Source organism: Lysobacter sp. A421 (assembly GCF_054052145.1).
The window spans coordinates 669,710-690,791 of sequence record NZ_JBSVRL010000001.1; the positions used below are offsets into that span (position 1 = coordinate 669,710).

Below are 21,082 nucleotides of genomic sequence, written 5' to 3' on the forward strand. Positions count from 1 at the left end.
GCTTTTTTTTCAGGTCGGAAAGGCTTTATGCAGCCTTTCGGGCCAGGTCGCGCAGCACGTAGTGCAGGATCCCGCCATTGCGGTAGTACTCGGTTTCCTTCGGCGTCAACAGCAATACGTCGACCTCGAAGCGCTTCTCACTGCCGTCGGCCTTCTTCGCGACCACGGTAGCGGTCTTGGAAGCGCCGTCCTGCAGGCCGATCACGTCGATGACCTCCGAGCCGTCCAGGCCGTGGGTACGTGCGGTTTCGCCATTCTTGAACTGCAGCGGGAGCACGCCCATGCCAACCAGGTTGGAACGGTGGATGCGCTCGAAGCTCTCCGCCACGACCGCCTTTACGCCCAGCAGGATGGTGCCCTTGGCCGCCCAGTCACGCGAGGAGCCGGTGCCGTATTCCTTGCCGGCAAATACCACCAGCGGGACGCCGTCGGCCTTGTACTTCATCGCCGCGTCGTAGATGTCCATCTGCTCGCCGGCACCACCATCGCTACCGAAGTACCTGGTGAAGCCGCCTTCCACGCCGTCCAGCATCAGGTTCTTGATGCGGATGTTGGCGAACGTGCCACGAACCATCACGTCATCGTTGCCGCGACGCGAGCCGTAGCTGTTGAAATTGGCATGCTCGACGCCGCGCCCCAGCAGGAAACGCCCCGCAGGCGAGTCCTTCTTGATCGCGCCGGCCGGTGAGATGTGGTCGGTGGTGATCGAGTCGCCAAACAGGCCCATCACACGGGCGCCATGCAGGTCATCGATCGCGGCCACATCCATGGTCATGCCATCGAAGTACGGCGGGTTCTTGATGTAGGTCGAGGCCTCGTCCCAGGCGAAGGACTCGCCGTCGGGCGACTCGATCTCGTTCCAGCGGGCGTCGCCCTTGAACACGTCGGCGTAGTTCTGCGCGAACAGCTCGGGACCGACCGTGGCGGCGATCATGTCGCCGATCTCCTGGTTGGTCGGCCAGATATCGCGCAGGTAGACGTCGTTGCCGTCCTGGTCCTTGCCCAGCGAATCATTGACCAGGTCCAGGTCGATGCTGCCGGCAATCGCGTAGGCGACGACCAGCGGTGGGGAGGCAAGATAGTTCATCTTCACCTCGGCGTGGATGCGGCCTTCGAAGTTGCGGTTGCCCGACAACACCGCCGCGACGGCCAGGTCGTTCTCCGCGATGCCCTTGGACACGGCGTCAAGCAGCGGACCGGAGTTGCCAATGCAGGTGGTGCAGCCATAGCCCACCACATAGAAGCCAACTTTTTCCAGGTCCTCAAGCAGGCCCGCTTTCTGCAGGTAGTCGGTCACCACGCGCGAGCCGGGACCGATCGAGGTCTTGACCCAGGGTGCGGCCTTCAGGCCCCTGGCCGCCGCCTTGCGTGCGACCAGGCCCGCGCCCAGCATCACCGCCGGGTTGGACGTGTTGGTGCACGAGGTGATGGCGGCAATCACCAGCGAGCCATCGCTCAGGGCATGGTCCTGGTCGTCCAGGCGGATATTCGAGATCGGCTTTGCCGCCAGGTGTTCGGCCTGCGGCTGGGCACCACCTTCGTCCTTCAACTCCTGCACCGCACAACCCACTCGGTTGGCGGTGAAGCCCTTCACGTTGGTGGTGAAGTTTTCCTGCATGTCGCTCAACAACACGCGGTCCTGCGGTCGCTTGGGGCCCGCCAGCGACGGCTTGACCTCGGACATGTCCAGTCCGATCACCGAGGAATATTCGGCCTCGGGCTGGCCGGCCTCGTGCCACAAGCCCTGGGCCTTGGCGTAGGCCTCCACCAGTGCAATCTGCTCTTCGCTGCGGCCTGACAGGCGCAGGTACTTCGATACCTCGGCATCGATCGGGAAGATACCGCAGGTGGCACCGTACTCCGGTGACATGTTGCCGATGGTGGCGCGGTCGGCCAGCGGCAGGTTCTGCAGGCCTTCACCGAAGAACTCGACGAACTTGCCGACCACGCCATGCTTGCGCAGCATCTGGGTAACGGTCAGCACCAGGTCGGTCGCCGTTGCGCCCTCGGGCAGCTTGCCGGTCAGCTTGAAGCCGACCACCTGCGGGATCAGCATCGAGGACGGTTGGCCCAGCATCGCGGCCTCGGCCTCGATACCGCCAACACCCCAACCCAGCACACCGATGCCATTGATCATCGTGGTGTGGCTGTCGGTACCAAATACCGTGTCCGGGAACGCCATCAACTCGGTCACGCCCTGGTCGTTGGTGACCTCAGTGCCCATCACCACGCGGGCGAGGTTCTCCAGGTTGACCTGGTGGACGATGCCGGTGCTGGGCGGCACGACCTTGAAGTTTTCCAGCGCCTTCTGGCCCCAGCGCAAAAAGCCGTAGCGCTCCTTGTTGCGCTCGAATTCGATCCGGCCATTGATGTCCAGCGCGTCGGGACGGCCATACACATCGACCTGCACGGAGTGGTCGATCACCAGCTCGGACGGGATCTGCGGGTTGATCTGGCTCGGGTTTCCCCCCAGCTTGGCGACGGCATCGCGCATCGCGGCCAGGTCGACCACGCAGGGCACGCCGGTGAAGTCCTGCAGCACCACGCGGGCGGGCATGAAGGCGATCTCGCTGGAAGTCTCCGCCGCCGGATCCCATTGCGCGACTGCCTCGATATGCTCTTTGCCGACAGTGATCCCGCCATCTTCGTTGCGCAGCAGGTTCTCAAGCAGGATCTTCATCGAATAAGGCATCTTTGCCAGATCGAAGCGCTTGCCCAATGTGGGCAGGCTGAAATAGGTATAGGACTTGCCGTTGACGTCGAGTTGCGCGCGTGTGGCGAAGGAGTCGGCCATGAGGAGCTCCGTAGCTGGAAAAACATGGGGGGAGGGCAGCGCGACAGGCCCTTGGGAAATGATCACGCCCAGGACAGCCGCCGCAGTACGATCCTCCTATTATGCCGGAAATCGCTATTTATCGCCTGCGGCGGCCCGTTGGGAGCGGGCCATGATCGCCTAGCGCAGCAACGTTTCCACCTGTGCCGCCATGTCACGACGGCGCAGCAGGAAGTCCCACATGCTGCCGCCCAGCTGCCGCCACAACACGGCCGAGCGCACCGCGGCAAGCAGCACCGCGCGCACTTCGGCGACGACAGCGGGCTGGCCCAGGTAGTGGGGATTGCCCTGCACCAGGACCCGTGGACGCAGGTGGCTGAAGGTGTCGGCGTACAGGCTTCCCAGTCCCGACAACACATCGGGATGACTGCGGCCAAGCCGTTGCGCGGCTTCGGCCTGGACAAGGATTCCCTGCTGCACGCGCTGGGCCATGGCACCGTCGGCGACAAAGCGGCGTTCAAGCTGGATTACGGCCAACGCCAGCCGGGGCAGGTGCTCATCGTGGCTTTTCTTCTTGGCAAAATAGTCGCGCAGCAACGTCAGACCCGGACGCAGCGACGCGCGTCCGCCATAGACTTCCTCGGTGGTTGAGGCATCTATCCGGAACACCGAGTCGAGCATGGTGTCGACCACGTTGGCGTTGGATTGGCCGGTATCGGCAATGCGGCGCACCTGGGCCAGCGCCTGGAGCATGCCGGCCAACGCGAGTACGCGTTCGCCAAGGGGGTTGTCACGGTGATCAGTCATGCAGCATTGGCCCTCAGGCGTTGTTCAAGTGGAGCGTCAGTGGTCGCGATGATGGCACCGCCCAGGCAGACCTGTCCGTCGTAGAGCACCAGCGACTGACCCGGAGTCACCGCACGCTGGGGCCGGTCAAAGCAAACCGCCAGGGTGCCGTCCTCGTTTACCGTGACCTCGCAATCCTCTTCGGCCTGGCGATAGCGGGTCTGGGCGGTGCAGGTGAACCGCGACGCTGGTGCGCTCCCGGCAATCCAGTGTGCGGCTTCGGACCATAGCAACCGCGACGCCAGCCATGGCGTGTCGCTGCCCTGGTCGACATACAACATATTGTTGGCGATGTCCTTGCCCACCACGTACCACGGTGCCTGGGCAAACCCGCGTACGCCACCGATGTTGAGGCCTTCGCGCTGGCCCAGGGTGAAGTAGAACACGCCGGGATGATGACCGATGACTTGCCCGGCAGGGGTGCGCAGCTCGCCGGTGCGGGCGGGGATATAGCGTCCGAGGAACTCACGGAAGTCGCGCTCGCCGATGAAACATATCCCGGTGGAGTCCTTCTTGGCGGCGGTGGCGAAGCCGGCATCGCGCGCCATCTGCCGCACGTCGGTCTTGTCCAGCTCACCCAGCGGAAAGCGGGTGGCCGCCAGCTGGGCCTGTCCGAGCTGGTGCAGGAAGTAGCTCTGGTCCTTGTTGCGGTCTACCGCCCGCAACAGCTGGCAGCGCCCGTTATCGCGCGTGATACGGGCGTAGTGGCCGGTGGCGATGAAGTCCGCACCCAGGTCGTGGGCCGCGTCCAGGAAATGCTTGAACTTGATCTCCCTGTTGCACAGCACATCGGGATTGGGCGTGCGCCCGGCGGCATATTCGGCAAGGAAATGTTCGAACACGCCGTCCCAGTACGCGCCGGAAAAATCGCGGAAGTGGATCGGGATACCGAGCCGGCCACATATCGCGACCGCATCGCGACGGTCGTCCTCGGCCCGGCAATCGCCACTGCCGTCCTCTGCCCAGTTCTGCATGAACAGCCCGGCAATCGGCTCACCGGCATCGCGCAACAGCAATGCGGCCACCGACGAGTCGACACCGCCGGACATGCCCACGATGGTCCCGGGGATGCTCACGCCAGCTGCTGCACCAGGGACAGCGGATGGCGGCGGCCGGTCAGGTAGTCAACAACGGCGCGCCAGACCAGCGGACTGCGATGGCGGTCCAGCTGGCTTTGCAGGTCGGCCGGGGCCAACCACAGCGCCCGCGCGATACCGACATCCAGTTCGCGGTCGGGATCATGTGAGACCGGCTCCGCGGCAAACGCAAAGCGCAGGTAATGCCGGCCCTCGCCACCGTCTGGGCCGGGTGGCGCTTTCCACTGATAAGCGCCGATGAAACAGGTCAGGCGCACGTCCCAGCCGGTCTCCTCGCGTGTCTCGCGCAGCGCGGCGTCCTCCAGGCTCTCGTCGGGCTCCAGATGCCCGGCAGGCTGGTTCAGCACCAGGCGTCCGCGGGAGGCTTCCTCGACCATCAACAATTGCCCGTCACGGACCACGACGGTGGCCACGGTGACGTCGGGTTGCCAGAAGCGGCCTTCGCGATAACTCAAGATTCATTCAACCAATGGTGTTTCGCCCATTTTGCCGGTGCTCCGGCCGGGCGTCCATCGTCCGGCAGTGCGCCCACCGCGGGCGCGAGCATTTACAATGCGGCCATGTCCAGACCCGCCGAACACGAACACGACCATGGCCACGGCACGATGGTCGAGGCCGCCAAGCCCGAAACCGCCCGCCCACCGCTGTACTCGGTGATGCTGCTCAACGACGATTACACCCCGATGGATTTCGTGGTCGAGGTGCTGATGCGGTTCTTCCCGATGACCGCCGAGAACGCGACCCAGATCATGCTCCACGTGCACACCCGTGGCCGTGGCGTATGCGGTGTGTTCACCCGGGAAGTGGCCGAATCGAAGGTAGCGCAGGTCAACGAATTCTCCAGGCTGAATCAACACCCGTTGCTATGTACGATGGAGAGGGCGTAACCGATTAGCCGGCATGGAAAAGCGGGCTGGCATCCCCATCTTGGGTAGCAGTAGCTTTTCGGAGGCATCGCTTCATGTTCAGCAAGGATCTCGAGTTCAGCATCGGCCAGTGCTACAAACGTGCCCGCGAGGCGCGCCACGAGTACATGACGGTCGAGCACCTGCTGCTGGCACTGCTTGATAACCCCTCTGCGGAGGCCGTTCTCAAGGCGTGCGACGCGGACGCTCCGCGACTGCGCGGCGATCTGGAACAGGCCATTGCGACCTCGGTCTCGGTGTTGCCTGACGAGATCGATCGCGACACCCAGCCGACGCTGGGATTCCAACGCGTACTGCAGCGCGCCGTTTACCACGTGCAATCGTCGGGCAACAAGGAGGTCACCGGCGCCAACGTGCTGGTGGCGATCTTCGGCGAGAAGGACTCGCACGCGGTCTACTACCTCAACCAGCAGGACATCGCGCGGCTGGACGTGGTCAATTACCTGTCCCACGGGATTGCCCGCCAGGGCGACGATGGCGACAGCCAGCCGGTCGACGGCGAAGCCCGGCCGGCGGACGGCGAGGCCGATGCCAAGGCCGAGGCGCTGGACGAGTTCGCCGTCGACCTGAACCAGCTCGCCCGCGATGGCAAAATCGACCCGTTGGTGGGCCGGATGGACGAGGTGGAACGCACCATCCAGGTGCTGTGCCGCCGTCGCAAGAACAACCCGTTGTATGTCGGTGAGGCCGGCGTCGGGAAAACCGCTATCGCCGAAGGGCTGGCCAAGCGCATCGTCGACGGCGACGTGCCCGAAGTTCTTGCCGACGCGACCATCTATGCGCTGGACCTGGGCGCACTGGTCGCCGGTACCAAGTACCGCGGCGACTTCGAAAAGCGCCTCAAGGCGGTTCTTGCGCAAATGAAGAAGCATCCCGGCGCGGTGCTGTTCATCGACGAGATCCACACCATCATCGGCGCCGGCTCCGCGAGCGGCGGCACGATGGATGCGAGCAACCTGATCAAGCCGGCGTTGTCCTCGGGCGACCTGCGTTGCATCGGCTCGACCACGTTCCAGGAGTACCGCGGCATCTTCGAGAAGGACCGGGCGCTGGCACGGCGCTTCCAGAAAATCGACATCGTCGAGCCGACCATTGGCGAGACCGTCGAGATCCTGCAAGGGCTCAAGGCGCGTTACGAGGCCCACCACGGGGTCACCTATGACGATGACGCGCTGCAGGCGGCGGTAGATCTGTCGGTCAAGCACATTGGCGACCGGCTGCTGCCTGACAAGGCGATCGACGTGATGGATGAAGCCGGGGCACGCCAGCGACTGCTGCCGGAAGGCGTGCGCAAGGTGACCATCGACGTGGAGGAGATCGAGATGATCGTCGCCAAGATGGCGCGCATCCCGGCCCGCCAGGTCTCGGCTACCGACAAGGACGTGCTTCGCAACCTTGAGCGCAACCTGAAGATGGTGATCTTCGGCCAGGATCCGGCCATCGATTCGCTGACGTCGGCCATCAAGTTGTCACGTTCCGGGCTGGGCAGTCCCGACAAGCCGATCGGCAACTTCCTGTTTGCAGGCCCGACCGGGGTCGGCAAGACCGAGGTGACCAAGCAGTTGGCGCTGCAGTTGGGCATCGAGCTGGTCCGCTTCGACATGTCCGAGTACATGGAGTCGCATTCGGTGTCGCGCCTGATCGGCGCGCCTCCCGGCTACGTCGGTTTTGACCAGGGGGGCCTGCTGACCGAGAAAATCGTCAAGACCCCGCATTGCGTGTTGCTGCTGGACGAGGTGGAAAAAGCCCACCCGGACATCTTCAACATCCTGCTGCAGGTCATGGACCGTGGCGCGCTGACCGACACAAACGGCCGGGAGGCGAACTTCCGCAACGTGATCGTGGTGATGACCACCAATGCCGGAGCCACCCAGGCCGCCAGGCGGACGATCGGCTTCACCAAGCAGGATCACAGCACCGATGCGATGGAGGCAATCCGCAAGGGCTTCAGCCCCGAGTTCCGCAACCGGCTGGACGCCGTGGTCCAATTCGACGCACTCGGTTTCGAGCACATCCTGCGCGTGGTCGACAAATTCCTGATCGAGCTGGAAGCCCAGTTGCACGAGAAGGGCGTCACCATGACGGCGACTCCCGAAGCGCGCGAATGGCTCGCCCAGCATGGCTTCGACCCGTTGATGGGTGCACGACCGATGACCCGGGTCATCCAGGACAAGATCAAGCGCCCGTTGGCGGACGAGTTGCTGTTCGGCAAGCTGGTGGCTGGTGGCCGGGTAACGGTCCAGGTAAAGGACGACGAGCTGGTGATCGACGCGCAGCCCGAGCCGGAAAAGCTGCTGCCCGTTACCGTGGAATAGGCGGGTACGGAGCAGACCGCCAAACGAAAAAGGCGACCCATGGTCGCCTTTTTTAACGCATGCACCACCGCGGTTACTTGTTGCGGTAGGTGATCCTTCCCTTGGTCAGATCGTACGGGGTCATCTCCACCTTGACCTTGTCGCCGGTCAGGATGCGGATGTAGTTCTTGCGCATGCGCCCGGAGATGTGGGCGATGATCTCGTGCCCGTTTTCGAGGCGCACGCGGAACAGGGTGTTCGGAAGGGTTTCCGCCACCGTGCCCTCAAATTCGATCACGTCGTCTTTTGCCATGTGTTTCCTGCGTTTGTTGCGGGCGGCGCAAAAATGCAGCCGCGAAGCCGAGCATCATGACACGGTTGCCGTGTCGAGGCAAAATTTTGGTGTCGTGAGTGTACCCGGCGCGTCTCAAGCCAATGGCAGCGCAAGCTCCCGAGCATGGAGCGTGCCAAACCGCTGCGTCCACGACGTCGCCGCCACGGGGCGCGAGACAAGCAACCGGACCTGGGTGAGGAACCGCTCGCGTGGCCACGACATGCCGCCCAAACTCAGCAGATGCGGATTCTCGACCTGCGCATCCAACAGCGGCCAATGCCACTGATGCAGGCGGGCGGCGAGGGCGGCCAAGGCCACCTTGGAACCACCCGACGCCAGGCTGACCATGCTTTCGCCGAAGAACATCCGGCCGATCGCAACGCCATACAACCCTCCCACCAGCTCCGATCCGCTACGCACCTCGATGGAGTGGGCATGGCCGAGGCGGTGCAGCTCACTGTAAGCCTGGCACATCGCGGCGGTGATCCAGGTCCCGGGCTGACCCGGACGTGGCGCCAGGGCGCAGGCCCGGATTACCTCGTCGAACGCGCCATCGGCGGTGACCTGCCAGTCGGACTGGCGCAACGATCGCCGAAACCGGGATGACAAATGCACCGCGTCGGTACGGAACACGGTGCGCGGGTCCAGCGACCACCACAGCAACGGCTGGCCATCGGAGTACCACGGGAATATCCCGCCCGCGTAGGCGTTGAGCAGCCGCTGCGGGGACAGGTCGCCACCCATAGCCAGCAAACCGTCCGGCTCCCGCAAAGCCATGCGCGGGTCGGGGAAGGGTGAGCCGGGGTCAGTGGCCAGTCGGGGCAGGTGGATCGGCATGGTCGGTAGTGTCGCCGGATGGCTGCTTGAACGGCGAACGGCTGGTCAGGGTCGTCACATGGCGATTGATCACGGCGCGCTCTTGCTCGCACCATTGGCCCAGCGCGTCGCGGAACGAGGGATGGGCAATCCAGTGGCGGCTGCGCACCAGCGTGGGCAGAAACCCGCGCGCCAACTTGTGCTCCCCTTGTGCGCCCGGCTCAAACCGGGTCAGCCCTTCGCGCAGGCAGTAATCGATGCCCTGGTAGTAGCAGGTCTCGAAGTGCAACCCGGGAATCCCCTCGGTCGCGCCCCAGTACCGGCCGTACAAGGTATCGCCACCGCGCAGGCACAGGGCGCCGGCCACGGGACGCCCATCGCGCTCGGCAAAAAACAGCACCAGTGAGCGCGGCATGGCCTGCGCCAGGTGGCGAACGAACGCCAGGGTGATGGTCGGGTGGTTGCCGTACTCGGCGAACGTGCACAGGTAGAACCGGTGGATGTCGGCCAGGTCGGCGGCACTGGCGTCACCGCCCTTGACCACCCGGAAGGTCACGCCCGCACGGACGACCTTGGCGCGCTCCTGACGGATGTTCTTGCGGTGCTTGTGATCGAACGCGGACAGGTAGTCCGAAAAATCGGACCAGCCGGCGCGGTTATGCCAGTGGTACTGGATGTCGATGCGTTGCAACCACTCACCGCTGGCACCTGGTGGCGTGGAGCTTGCCGGCTCGAACGCCGCATCTTCGTCCTTGTCGTGGAAATTGACGTGCGCGGAAGACACGCCTTCGTGAGCGGCCAGTTCGACCATCTCCTCCAGCAACAACGACCGATGCGCCTGGTCGCGCACCAGCAGGCGCGGCCCGGTGACGGGCGAGTAGGGCACCGCGCACAGCCACTTGGGGAAATAATCCAGCCCGTGCTGGGCGTAGGCATGCGCCCAGGCATGGTCGAACACGAATTCGCCATGGGAGTTGTCTTTCAGGTATCCCGGCGCGGCGGCAAGCAGCTCATCGCCTTGCCACAGCGTCAGGTGCCTGGGCGACCAACCCCACTCCGGGCGCACAACCCCGTGTTGCTCCATGCCGACCAGGAACGCATGGGCAACAAACGGGTTTCGCCCGTCATGCAACGCATCCCATTGCACCGCAGGGATGTCGTCAAGCCGATTGTAGAGCCGTGTTTCGAGCATGCCGTTCGGCTACTCACCCTGGTCGAGGAATTTCTCCGCATCCAGCGCTGCCATGCAGCCGAAGCCCGCCGAGGTGATTGCCTGGCGGTAGACCTGATCGGCCACGTCGCCAGCGGCATACACGCCGGGGACCGAGGTCTGGGTCGCATTGCCATCCAGTCCCGACTTGATCTGCAGATAGCCGCCCTTCATCTCCAGCTGGCCCTCGAACAGCGAGGTGTTCGGGGTGTGCCCGATGGCGACGAAGAAGCCGTTGACCGGGATCTCACGGGTGCTCTGGTCGCCCTTGGTCGAGCGCAGGCGCATGCCGGTGACGCCGCTGTCATCACCCAGTACTTCTTCGACGGAGTGATCCCAGACCAGTTCGATCTTGCCGGCCTGGGCCTTGGCGAACAATTTGTCCTGGAGAATCTTCTCGGCCCGCAGGCTGTCGCGACGATGCACCAGATACACCTTGCGCGCGATGTTGGACAGGTACAGCGCCTCTTCAACCGCGGTGTTGCCGCCGCCGATCACCGCCACTTCCTGTTCCTTGTAGAAGAAGCCATCGCAGGTCGCGCAGGCTGAGACGCCCTTGCCCATGAACTTGGTCTCGGACTCGATGCCGAGGTACTTGGCACTGGCACCGGTGGCGATCACCAGCGCATCACAGGTGTATTCGCCGCTGTCGCCGATGAGGCGGAACGGCCGCTGCGACAAGTCGGCCGAATGGATCTGGTCAAACACCACCTCGGTATCGAAACGCTCGGCATGAGCCTGCATCCGGGTCATCAGATCCGGGCCTTGCAGGCCGTGGGCATCACCGGGCCAGTTGTCGACATCGGTGGTGGTCATCAACTGTCCCCCCATCTGCAACCCGGTGATCAACAATGGCTTGAGGTTGGCGCGGGCAGCGTAGACGGCCGTGGTCCAGCCGGCCGGGCCGGAGCCCAGGATGATGAGACGGGCATGCTTGCTTGGGGTCATGGGTATAATCGCAACGGTTGGGAATGCGCCGCATCGGCGCAGGACTGGGTCGCATTTGCGACCGGCATGGCCCATAGCTTGGAGGCGGCGTCCCGGCAACACAAGGCGGACACGAGGACGCAGCGTTGCAGTGCGGTCGAGCGGGGCAGGGGTCGGTTGACGACGGCTTTTCGCGTATATTCAATGGCTAACACAACCTAGCTAAGGCAGAACATCACGGTGGCGCAAGCGTCCACGGCAGCAGGCAAGAAAAAAGCGAAGACCACTCCGAGGGCGGACGCCACACCGTCGCCACGGCGGCAGCGGTTGATGCGCGACATTGCGATGATCGTGATCGCGCCGCTGTTGCTGTACCTGCTGGCGAGCCTGGTTACCTTCTCGCCCAACGATCCGGGCTGGTCGCAGTCCGGCAGCGTCACCGCACCGCTGCACAACCTGGGCGGCCGGGTCGGTGCCTGGCTGGCCGATGTGTTGCTGTATCTGACCGGCTACGTCGCGTTCCTGCTGCCGGTGATGCTTGCCCTGGTGGCGTGGATCGCCTTGTTCGGCATGGACGTGGATGGCGATGGCGACGCCGACCTCGGTCCGGCGTTGCGACTGGTCGGCATCGTCGGCTTCCTGGTGTCGGCCACGGGCCTGCTGCAACTGCGCGTGGGTTCGGTGATCGATTTTTCCGCCGGCGCCGGTGGCATCCTCGGACAACTGGTCGGGCGCTCGTTGTACAGCGGCTTCGGCCCGGTGGGTGGCAATCTGTTCCTGCTTGCCCTGTTGCTGGTCTCGGTGACCCTGGCGACCGGGATCTCGTGGCTGAGCGTGATGGACCGGGTGGGCCAGTGGGTATTGGCTTTGGGACCGGTGTTGTCACGCCTGTTCCGCCGGGGCAGCCAACAAGCCAGCGAGTGGCAGCAGACCCGGACCCTGCGCGAGGAGCGCGGTGAGGTCCGCAAGGTCGACAGCGAGCTGCGGGCCAAGCGCGCGCCAGTGAAGATCGAGCCGCCGGCACCGGCTGCCGTGGAACGTAGCGACCGCGCCCAGCGCGAACAGCAGATTCCGCTGCTCAACGTCAGCGACGGCACAGGCATCCCGCCGCTGTCGTTGCTGGACGATCCCAAGCCGCAGCCCAAGGGCTACAACGCAGATACGTTGGAGACCCTGTCGCGGCAGATCGAGTTCAAGCTCAAGGATTTCCGCATCGAGGCCACCGTGGTCGGTGCGTATCCCGGCCCGGTGATCACCCGGTTCGAGATCGAGCCGGCGCCGGGCATCAAGGTCAGCCAGATCAGTTCGCTGGACAAGGACATCGCTCGCGGGCTGTCGGTCAAGTCGGTGCGCGTGGTCGACGTCATCCCGGGAAAGGCGGTGATTGGCCTGGAAACGCCCAACACCCGACGCGAGATGATCTACCTGTCCGAGCTGCTGCGTTCCAAGGAATATGACAAGGCAAGCAGTCCGCTGACGATCGCGCTGGGCAAGGATATCGGGGGCCGTCCGACGGTCGCCGACCTGGCCCGGATGCCGCACCTGCTGGTCGCCGGCACCACCGGCTCGGGCAAGTCGGTTGGGGTCAACGCGATGGTGTTGAGCTTGCTGTACAAAGCGTCCGCCAAGGATGTGCGGATGTTGATGATCGACCCGAAGATGCTGGAACTGTCGGTATACGAAGGCATCCCGCACCTGCTGGCGCCTGTGGTCACCGACATGAAGGAGGCCGCCAACGGCCTGCGCTGGTGCGTGGCCGAGATGGAGCGGCGCTACAAGCTGATGAGCGCGGTCGGCGTGCGTAATCTGGCGGGCTTCAACAAGAAGGTGCGCGATGCCAGCGATGCCGGGCAGCCGATGAGCGACCCGCTGTTCAAGCCCAACCCGGAGATCAACGAGGTTGCGCCGCTGCTGGAGCCGTTGCCATTCATCGTGATCTTCATCGACGAATTCGCCGACATGATGATGATCGTCGGCAAGAAGGTCGAGGAGTTGATCGCCCGCCTGGCGCAGAAGTCCCGCGCCGCCGGCATCCATCTGATCCTCGCCACCCAGCGCCCGTCGGTGGACGTCATCACCGGTCTGATCAAGGCCAATATCCCGACCCGGATCGCGTTCCAGGTATCGAGCAAGATCGATTCGCGCACCATCCTCGACCAGTCCGGCGCCGAAACCCTGCTCGGCAACGGCGACATGCTGTACCTGCCACCAGGGACCGCGATGCCCGAGCGCGTGCACGGCGCGTTCGTGTCCGATGAAGAAGTACACCGTGTGGTCGAGTTCCTGAAGCAGACTGGACGTACCGACTACATCAACGGTGTTCTGGAAGACGTGCAGACGATGGGCGATGGCGTCGTGGTGGGGGCCACCGGGCTGCCCGAGACCGCCAGCAGCGGGGACGAATCCGACCCGCTGTACGACCAGGCCGTACGGGTGGTTACCGAGACCCGGCGTGCATCGATTTCCGGCGTGCAACGGCGGCTGAAAATTGGATACAACCGTGCGGCGCGTCTGGTCGAGGCCATGGAAGCGGCCGGCATCGTCACCCCGCCGGAGCACAATGGCGACCGCAGCGTCCTGGCACCGCCACCGCCGCGCGATTGACTTGCGTCCGGCTGCGCCACGCTGAATGTTGACGATCACGTCGAGCACGCATTCAGCTTGACCACTACACACTCGCAACCAGACTACGACTGGAGATCGACTGCATGAACCAGATGATTCGCTGGGGTACCGGTTTGCTGCTGGGCACCGTCGTCGCGGGCAGTGCACTGGCTGGCGCGCGCGATGATCTCGATACGTTCACCAAGGGCTTGAAAGGGCTTGATGGCCAGTTCACCCAGCAGGTTTACGACACCCAGGGCAAGCTCAAGGAAACCTCCACCGGGCACGTGCAGCTCTCCGTGCCGCATCTGTTTCGCTGGGAATACGTGAAGCCCTATCCCCAGGTGATTGTTGCCGATGGTGAAAAGGTCTGGATCTACGACCCCGACCTGGAGCAGGTGACAGTGCGTCCGCAAGGCGTGGAAGAGCGCAGCAGTCCCTTGGCGGCATTGTTCGAGCCAGCCAAGCTGGACAAGCAGTTCGTGGTCAAGGAGCTCGGCGCCACCGATGGCCTGGAGTGGTTGAGCCTGGCACCCAACGACGACAACCAGGCCAGTTTCCGCTCGGCCCGGTTGGGTTTTGACGATGGCAAGCTGGTGCAGATGGAAGTGAACGACGCTGTCGGCCAGCGCACCGAGATCACCTTCGAGCAGTGGCAGCGCAACCCAGGTTTCCCGGCGGACACCTTCCGATACACGCCGCCGGAGGGCGTGGATGTCATTGGGGAGCGCTGACCAAGCGTCGCTTATCCCGTGAGCCCGGCGTGAACGCGTAAACCGTTCAGATTCAAGGGCTTGGCGTCACGATTTGTCGACGGCCCCGGCGCCATGCTGGCTTCCAAGGTATCCGCCGGATGCCGCTGGAACTGTTCAGATGCGCCATCACTCCATCCCGTTTGTTATCCGCCCGCTGGCGGTCGTCGCGACGACTGCCGCCGGGTTGTTCTTCGCCACGGCCCTTGCCCAACGCCCGGTGCCGGTGTCCGTTGCACCCCAGCTTCAGGCGCAGGCGCTGCAGGCTCCCCAGTCGCGTGAGGAAGGCGGGCAGGCGATGGACAGCGCGGTGGCAGCGGCGTTGATCGGCGCGATCAGCGATCAGTTCGATGCGCGCCGGGTTGAAGTCACCCTGGACAAGGTTCATGTCGCACCGCTGAGCGTGCGCGACCGCAGTGTGTCCGGCAACGGTCGCTTGCGCATCGGCGATGCACCCGACTGGATCGCGATGAGCTTCAACGCGTTGTACGACACCGCTACCGCAAGCGTGAGCCGTCCGGTGCTGGTGCTCAACGATGGTCAGGCCGGCGAAGTGCTGCAACTGGATTCCGATCTCGCACGCGCATTGGACCGGGAAGTGAATTCCGCCCTGGCCAGTGAATTTTCCCAGCAATCGGTGCAATTGCTGATTGAACGCGTTACCACCACCGCCTCCGACCAACGTTTCGTGCAGCTGAGGGCACTGGGTATCGCTGAATTTTCCGGTGAAGGCACTACGCCGGCACAGGTTTCCGCGTTGTACGACCGCGACACCGGGGAATGGTTGCGCGTGGACTACGAGTTGGGTACATCTTCAAACTGGGCCGAACAGGCCGAGCCCGCGGTCGCCAGCAACTAGCTCAACGGTGGGTGCCAGTGCGCCCGCGGGACGCGCGTCCTTTGTTACGCTGGGCGGCGTTCACCCGACTACTTGAGCGGCATGAAGTTGCCCAGAATCCGTTCACCCAAAATCGATCTCGCCGGTCCCCCTGCAGACCTGCTCAGCGTGGAAAACCGGGCAATGCGACCGCTCGCCGAGCGCATGCGACCGAACACGCTTGACGGGATGGTCGGCCAGCGCCGCCTGTTTTCCGCCGGTTCCGCACTGCGCCGGGCGGTCGAGTCCGGCCACGCCCATTCGATGATCCTGTGGGGGCCGCCGGGCTGTGGCAAAACCACGTTTGCGCTGTTGCTCGCGCAGTACACCGACGCTGAATTCCGCGCGATATCCGCCGTGCTGTCCGGCTTGCCGCAGGTCCGGGTGGTGCTGGAAGAGGCCGCACAGCGATTCGCTGAGGGTCGGCGCACAGTGCTGTTCGTCGATGAGGTGCATCGGTTCAACAAGACCCAGCAAGATGCCTTCCTGCCGCACATCGAGCGCGGCACTATTCTGTTTGTTGGCGCGACCACCGAGAACCCGTCTTTCGAACTCAACTCCGCATTGCTGTCGCGCTGTCGCGTGCACGTGATGGAGGCGGTGTCCGCCCAGGACATCGCTGTCGCATTGCAGCGGGCCCTGGATGACGCTGAGGACGGACTGGGCGGGCAGGGGCTGAAGGTGTCCGACGAGGCGTTGATGCAGATCGCCGGCGCCGCCGATGGTGATGTCCGCCGTGGCCTGACCTTGCTCGAAATCGCCGCCGAGCTTGCGTCTGGCGAGCAGGGCGAGATTACCGACGCCACCCTGAGCCAGGTGCTGGCCGACCGCACCCGCCGCTTCGACAAGGGCGGCGAGCAGTTCTACGACCAGATATCGGCATTGCACAAATCGGTGCGCAGCTCGAACCCGGACGCCGCGCTGTATTGGCTCACCCGGATGATCGATGGCGGCTGCGACCCGGCCTATCTCGCCCGTCGACTGACCCGCATGGCCACCGAGGACATCGGTCTGGCCGACCCGCGTGCGCAGCAGATGGCGATCGATGCCTGGGACACCTATGACCGCCTCGGCAGTCCGGAAGGTGACCTCGCGTTGGCGCAACTGGTGATCTACCTGGCCAGCACCGCCAAATCCAACGCGGTTTATGTCGCTTTCAACACGGCCAAAAAAGATGTACGCCAGTACGGTACCCAGGACGTCCCGCTGCACCTTCGCAATGCACCGACGAAGCTGATGAAGGAGCTGGGTTACGCCAAGGGCTATCAGTACGACCACGATGCCGAAGGCGGTATCGCGCTGGACCAGACCGGTTTCCCCGATGCGATGGGCGAGCGCGTGTACTACCAGCCGGTGGCGCGGGGCATGGAGGTCAAGCTAAAGGAAAAACTCGACCGGCTGCGTGCGGCGCGCAAGGCCGCTACTGGTGGCAAAAGCGACGATTGAGACGGGCAAGATCGGTCAACGTCGCGACACATGCCGATTGCCGCGCACATACCAGCGCCAGGGCTCGGTGACGGCTCGGGTGATGCCGACGCGCGTGGTCACGAACGGGTTGTCGGGCGGGGGCATGCCGTCGTCCAGTATCCGGTAAGGCCCGGCCAACAGGTCGTCGCCGTCCTGGGCCTGGCCGATGCCCATGGCCTGGGTGAGCCGGGCCGGGCCGCTGCACAGGTCGCGCTCGCGCCGCGCCGCCGGCCGGGCGGCATGCATCAGGTCCAGTCGTTCCAGCGGCTCCAGCGCTCGCAGCAGCACGGCGACCCCCTCGCCCGGCTCGCCACACACCGCGTTGGCGCACCAGTGCAGGCCGTAGGTGAAGTACACGTACAGGTGCCCCGGCGGCCCGAACATCGTCGCGTTGCGCGCGGTCTGGCCGCGATAAGTGTGCGCGGCCGGATCCACCTCGCCGCAATAGGCTTCGACCTCGACAATGCGTCCGCTGCGCCCGTCCGGTCCCGCCAGAACCTTGTTGAGCAGTTCCGGGGCAACCTGGCGCGGGTCGCGCCGGTAGAATTTTCGCGGCAGCCCGGTACGGCGGCGGACAGCGGCACTCAATCTTGCGGGCTTGATCGGGTCCCGGCCGGATCGGGTCGCTTGGCCGCTACGAATGGCGAGACCGGGTCACTTGCGGGAAAGGTTTCCTCCAGGGCCTCATCCTGGTTCTCGTTCTGGTGTTTCTCGCGTTGCCGGCGCTCCGCCGTTGATTCGGGCGTCTTTGGCTGGCCCGGCTTGAGGTCGCTGGCAGGCGGGTCTTTCTGGTCTCGATTGCTCATGGGAAAACTCCCGAATGAAATCGATTGAAATTTACGGCAGCTCCCGGAACCCGGGTGTGAAGGTGCGACAGCAAGGCGGCGTTCGCTGGCCGGGAGCGGCTCAGGTCACGAGTTCAAAACGGATCCTGCGCGTCACCGGGTCCGCCTGGGCAAGCCGCACGCGTACCTTGGCTCCCAGTGGCAGATCGGAATCCGCGCTCACGCGTCCCAGCACTGCCGGATCGCGCAACATGACATCACCCTGGCCCGGATTCTTCGGATTGACCTCGACAATCGCGCCGGCGAACGTTTCACCCACGCGCGGCGCCAGCGCCGTCGCCTCGGCCAGGTCGAGCACGGCGTTCTCGTAGCGGCTTGCGCGCCGTGAGGACTCCTGCATCGTCGCCGGCAGGCCGGGCAGGGCATCCAGCACCCACTCCGGGACCGGCACGCCGGCACACAGCGCGACGCAGGTTTCGCCGGTGTAACGATCCACCAACCGTCGCAACGGAGCGGTGACGTGGGTGTACTGCGCCGCCAGCGCCGAATGCCACGAATCCTCGGGCACGCTGCCGGTGAACGCGAGGTAGCCCGCTCCGCGCAATACCGAGGTGCACGCGGTCGCCATTGCCACATCGCGTGGCTGGCGTGGATCGAGCGAGCGGATGAAGTCGGGGTAGGAGAGTGTTTCGGGCCAGTCGATCTCCAGCGCGTCGGCGGTACGGTGGAGCCGGGCGATGGCGCGCGGATCGGCATCGGGCAGGGTGCGCAGCAAGCCGACCCCGGCCTGCACCATCAGATGTGCGGCCGCCATGCCGGTCAGCAGCGAGATCTGCTCGTTCCAGTTCTCGACCGGATAGCGGGCGCGGAACTCAATCGTCCACGCACCGCCGTCGACACGAACCTCCTGCTCCGGCAGTGGCAGGCTGACGCCACCACGACGTCGCTCGCGCATCTCCCGCAACTCGCCAATCTCACGCAGGACTGCCCACATCGGGTCAGCCTTGCCGCTGTCGATCTCGTGCTGCACGCCGGCATAGTCAAGCTTTGCCCGGCTGCGGACCCGGGCGCGATGCACGTCCACGCCGATGCCTTCGCCGCTTGCGTCCAGGTCGATCGTCCACAACAAGGCCGGTCGCACCTGTCCGGGCAGCAACGAAGCGGCATCCTCCGACATGGCCTTGGGGTGCAGTGGAATCTTGCTGTCGGCGCCGTACAACGTCTCCCCGCGACGGTTGGCCTCCAGATCGATCGCATCGCCGGCGCTGACAAATGCGGCGACATCGGCAATCGCATAATGGACCCGGTAGCCATCGCCATTGCGCTCGACAAACAGCGCCTGGTCCAGGTCCATCGCGTCGGGCGGATCAATGGTGACCAGCGCGATGTCGGTGCGGTCCTCGTCGGGCAGTCGCGCGTTGGCTACTGCGATGTCGGCGGCGCGCTCCACCTGTGGCGGGAACGAGGTGGGCAGCTCGAGTTCTTGCTGGAGCATCCGCATGCCCCGGACCAGTGCTGGATCCTGCGGTGTGCCAAGGCGTAAACGGCGTGTTGTCGTCATCGATTATCCTTCTGCTTGGTGAGGGTCAGTCCGCAACGTAGCCGCCAAAACTTCCGGCCGCGCCCGGAAACACTACCGGACTCTCCGCCCCGTTTTTGCCGACTGCCGAGACACCGAAGAAATAGTTGTCGATGACGACGTTCTCCAGCGTGTGCTCGGCGACGTTGCCTACGTAGATGCTGTGGCTCCACTGCGGCTCGGTCGTGAGTCGCCAGTGGATGCGGTAGCCCGCGAGGTCCGGGGCCTGGCTCGCAGGCGGTCGGGTCCAGCGCAAGGTGGTGTCGGGGCTGACCGCGCCCTCGATTTCGACCTCGGCCGGCGGTGGCGGCGCCCAGGCCATGCCCGCCAGACTGACCGCGTTCAGTGCAGTCAACTTGGCTGCATAGGCGAAGTCGACGCCGTCGATGGTGTCGCCGTAGGTGACCCCGTCCTCGACGCGCAGATCCTGATGCTGGCGGGTGTAGTTCTCGTTGGTCTCCATCACCCGAACCGCCGGCGCGCCAATATCGTTGAACGGGCGGTGGTGGCCGCCGCGGCCGAAGCGGTCGAGCCGGTAGACCATCATCACGTCCAGGTTCGGCACGTACTGGTCGGCCATACGGTCGATGTAGCGGGCGAGGTTGCGCGAGGGCGAGTCGACCTCGCCGCCAGTGAAGCGGCGCGCGCGTGCTTCCTCTGGCGTCTCGTTGACCCGCGTGCCCTCGGAGAACACGCGTGCGGTGGTGTTGTCGATGACGCCGTTGACGCCCGCGATATTGCCGATCATGTCGTTGTTGAGCAGGGCCTCGATCCGCCAGCCGTTCTCCAGCGCGTACTCGGCCAGGATCTTGCCGCCGAACAGGCCCTGCTCCTCGCCAGCAAGCGCGGCATAGACAATCGTGCCGTTGAACTCGTACTGCGACAGCACCCGGGCGGCTTCCAGTGTTCCGGCAATGCCCGAGGCGTTGTCGTTGGCTCCGGGCGAATCGGAGGTGTAATCCATCACGTCCGATACCCGCGAGTCGATATCGCCAGACATCATCACCACGCGCTTGGGATCGCTGCTGCCACGCTGGATCGCAATCACGCTGACGACCTCGACCGGGTCGGGGACGCGTTCCTCGCCCGATACGGTGTCGCCAACCACCATCACCTCCAGGCAACCGCCGCAGTCGCGCGAGATCCGCTCGAATTCGGCCTTGATCCAGCGCCGCGCGGCGCCTATGCCACGGGTGTCGGATTCGGTGTCGGACAGTGTGTGACGCGTTCCGAAGTCAACCAGGGTGCGGATATCGGCCTCGATCCGGGTGGGCGAGGGCGATCGCGCGATGTCGTGCAATTCGGGGACCGTGGCCGGAGGAGTCGTACCCGTGGCGGCAATCGCTGGGGCACAGGCGAGACTGGCAGCGGCGGCAAGCAAGTATCGATACATGGAATGGGTCCCGTGGATGGATGTATGGGCTACGTGTCGCACTCTACCGGAGACCGTCGACTGGACCGGGTCGAATCGGCGCGCCACCGATCGACCTCATGGTGCAACGTCGCCTGCGCCTAGCTACTAGCACTGCCGGCACAGTGGCGCTGAGCCTCCCGGGTCGAATGAGCCGCATCAGCTTCGTGCACAACCTGACCTGTTCGCCGATCCCCACAGCCCGTGGCAACGCGGCTGCCGCGAGAACTTCAACGGCTTGCCGCGCCCGTGTGACTTCATCTCGATCACGGAGAAGGAACTGCAAGCGGCTGTGGGTCAGATGGATGACCGACCGAGGAAGCGACTGGGCTACCTGACACCAGGCGAGGTATTCTTCAACCACGGTCACCGTGCACTTCAACG

Annotated in this window: 18 protein-coding genes; 6 read left to right on the plus strand and 12 right to left on the minus strand. The window is 64.6% G+C overall.

Features of this window, described 5'->3' with window-relative positions:
- Positions 1-25: 25 nt before the first annotated feature.
- The 4 genes from acnA to ACW7G6_RS03110 all read right to left on the minus strand — a co-directional run bounded on the left by acnA (position 26) and on the right by ACW7G6_RS03110 (position 5,171).
- Complete coding sequence (acnA, locus tag ACW7G6_RS03095) at positions 26-2,794, minus strand: aconitate hydratase AcnA (protein WP_456979407.1); 2,769 nt, start codon at positions 2,792-2,794, stop codon at positions 26-28.
- 159 nt (positions 2,795-2,953) lie between these two features.
- Complete coding sequence (hflD, locus tag ACW7G6_RS03100; protein WP_456979408.1) at positions 2,954-3,580, minus strand: high frequency lysogenization protein HflD; 627 nt, start codon at positions 3,578-3,580, stop codon at positions 2,954-2,956.
- On the minus strand, positions 3,577-4,695 hold the full coding sequence (mnmA, locus tag ACW7G6_RS03105; RefSeq protein ID WP_456979409.1) for a tRNA 2-thiouridine(34) synthase MnmA: 1,119 nt from the start codon (positions 4,693-4,695) through the stop codon (positions 3,577-3,579). The genes hflD and mnmA overlap by 4 nt, the downstream gene beginning before the upstream one ends.
- Positions 4,692-5,171: an NUDIX hydrolase gene (locus ACW7G6_RS03110; RefSeq protein ID WP_456979410.1), complete on the minus strand. Its 480-nt coding sequence runs from the start codon at positions 5,169-5,171 to the stop codon at positions 4,692-4,694. Before ACW7G6_RS03110 ends, mnmA begins: the two co-directional genes overlap by 4 nt.
- Before the next feature lie 105 nt (positions 5,172-5,276).
- Between ACW7G6_RS03110 and clpS the strand changes: the two genes are divergently transcribed.
- A complete protein-coding gene (gene clpS / locus ACW7G6_RS03115; protein WP_456961486.1) occupies positions 5,277-5,603 on the plus strand; it encodes an ATP-dependent Clp protease adapter ClpS in 327 nt (108 codons plus the stop codon).
- Between the two features lie 74 nt (positions 5,604-5,677).
- On the plus strand, positions 5,678-7,957 hold the full coding sequence (gene clpA / locus ACW7G6_RS03120) for an ATP-dependent Clp protease ATP-binding subunit ClpA (RefSeq protein ID WP_456979411.1): 2,280 nt from the start codon (positions 5,678-5,680) through the stop codon (positions 7,955-7,957).
- A 73-nt stretch (positions 7,958-8,030) separates the two neighbouring features.
- Here the strand turns inward: clpA and infA are convergent, their stop codons facing one another.
- The 4 genes from infA to trxB form a co-directional block, all read right to left on the minus strand.
- Positions 8,031-8,249, minus strand: coding sequence for a translation initiation factor IF-1 (gene infA, locus ACW7G6_RS03125; protein WP_036193457.1), 219 nt, complete (start codon positions 8,247-8,249; stop codon positions 8,031-8,033).
- A 114-nt stretch (positions 8,250-8,363) separates the two neighbouring features.
- On the minus strand, positions 8,364-9,107 hold the full coding sequence (gene aat, locus ACW7G6_RS03130; RefSeq protein WP_456979412.1) for a leucyl/phenylalanyl-tRNA--protein transferase: 744 nt from the start codon (positions 9,105-9,107) through the stop codon (positions 8,364-8,366).
- Positions 9,076-10,278 carry a GNAT family N-acetyltransferase gene (locus tag ACW7G6_RS03135; RefSeq protein WP_456979413.1) on the minus strand — a complete coding sequence of 401 codons (1,203 nt, stop codon included), beginning with the start codon at positions 10,276-10,278 and terminating at the stop codon, positions 9,076-9,078. Before ACW7G6_RS03135 ends, aat begins: the two co-directional genes overlap by 32 nt.
- A 9-nt stretch (positions 10,279-10,287) precedes the next feature.
- Entirely contained in the window at positions 10,288-11,244 is a 957-nt protein-coding gene (gene trxB, locus ACW7G6_RS03140) for a thioredoxin-disulfide reductase (RefSeq protein WP_456979414.1), read from the minus strand.
- 219 nt (positions 11,245-11,463) lie between these two features.
- Between trxB and ACW7G6_RS03145 the strand changes: the two genes are divergently transcribed.
- The 4 genes from ACW7G6_RS03145 to ACW7G6_RS03160 all read left to right on the plus strand — a co-directional run bounded on the left by ACW7G6_RS03145 (position 11,464) and on the right by ACW7G6_RS03160 (position 16,902).
- Positions 11,464-13,827, plus strand: coding sequence for a DNA translocase FtsK (locus ACW7G6_RS03145; RefSeq protein ID WP_456979415.1), 2,364 nt, complete (start codon positions 11,464-11,466; stop codon positions 13,825-13,827).
- Positions 13,828-13,940: 113 nt separating this feature from the next.
- Positions 13,941-14,561 (plus strand): outer membrane lipoprotein chaperone LolA, encoded by a 621-nt coding sequence (gene lolA, locus ACW7G6_RS03150; protein ID WP_456979887.1) that lies wholly within the window; start codon positions 13,941-13,943, stop codon positions 14,559-14,561.
- Positions 14,562-14,700: 139 nt separating this feature from the next.
- Positions 14,701-15,438 carry a hypothetical protein gene (locus tag ACW7G6_RS03155; protein ID WP_456979416.1) on the plus strand — a complete coding sequence of 246 codons (738 nt, stop codon included), beginning with the start codon at positions 14,701-14,703 and terminating at the stop codon, positions 15,436-15,438.
- An 81-nt stretch (positions 15,439-15,519) separates the two neighbouring features.
- A complete protein-coding gene (locus ACW7G6_RS03160; protein ID WP_456979417.1) occupies positions 15,520-16,902 on the plus strand; it encodes a replication-associated recombination protein A in 1,383 nt (460 codons plus the stop codon).
- 15 nt (positions 16,903-16,917) lie between these two features.
- On the opposite strand, the gene ACW7G6_RS03165 is transcribed toward ACW7G6_RS03160, so the two are convergent.
- The 4 genes from ACW7G6_RS03165 to ACW7G6_RS03180 form a co-directional block, all read right to left on the minus strand.
- The gene (locus tag ACW7G6_RS03165) at positions 16,918-17,511 is read right to left on the minus strand and encodes a DNA-3-methyladenine glycosylase (protein WP_456979418.1); all 594 of its coding nucleotides are present in this window, start codon (positions 17,509-17,511) and stop codon (positions 16,918-16,920) included.
- Positions 17,508-17,729 (minus strand): hypothetical protein, encoded by a 222-nt coding sequence (locus tag ACW7G6_RS03170; protein ID WP_456979419.1) that lies wholly within the window; start codon positions 17,727-17,729, stop codon positions 17,508-17,510. Before ACW7G6_RS03170 ends, ACW7G6_RS03165 begins: the two co-directional genes overlap by 4 nt.
- Before the next feature lie 100 nt (positions 17,730-17,829).
- Positions 17,830-19,269: an RNB domain-containing ribonuclease gene (locus ACW7G6_RS03175; RefSeq protein ID WP_456979420.1), complete on the minus strand. Its 1,440-nt coding sequence runs from the start codon at positions 19,267-19,269 to the stop codon at positions 17,830-17,832.
- Positions 19,270-19,294: 25 nt separating this feature from the next.
- Positions 19,295-20,680 (minus strand): M28 family metallopeptidase, encoded by a 1,386-nt coding sequence (locus ACW7G6_RS03180; protein WP_456979421.1) that lies wholly within the window; start codon positions 20,678-20,680, stop codon positions 19,295-19,297.
- Between the last annotated feature and the right edge of the window lie 402 nt (positions 20,681-21,082).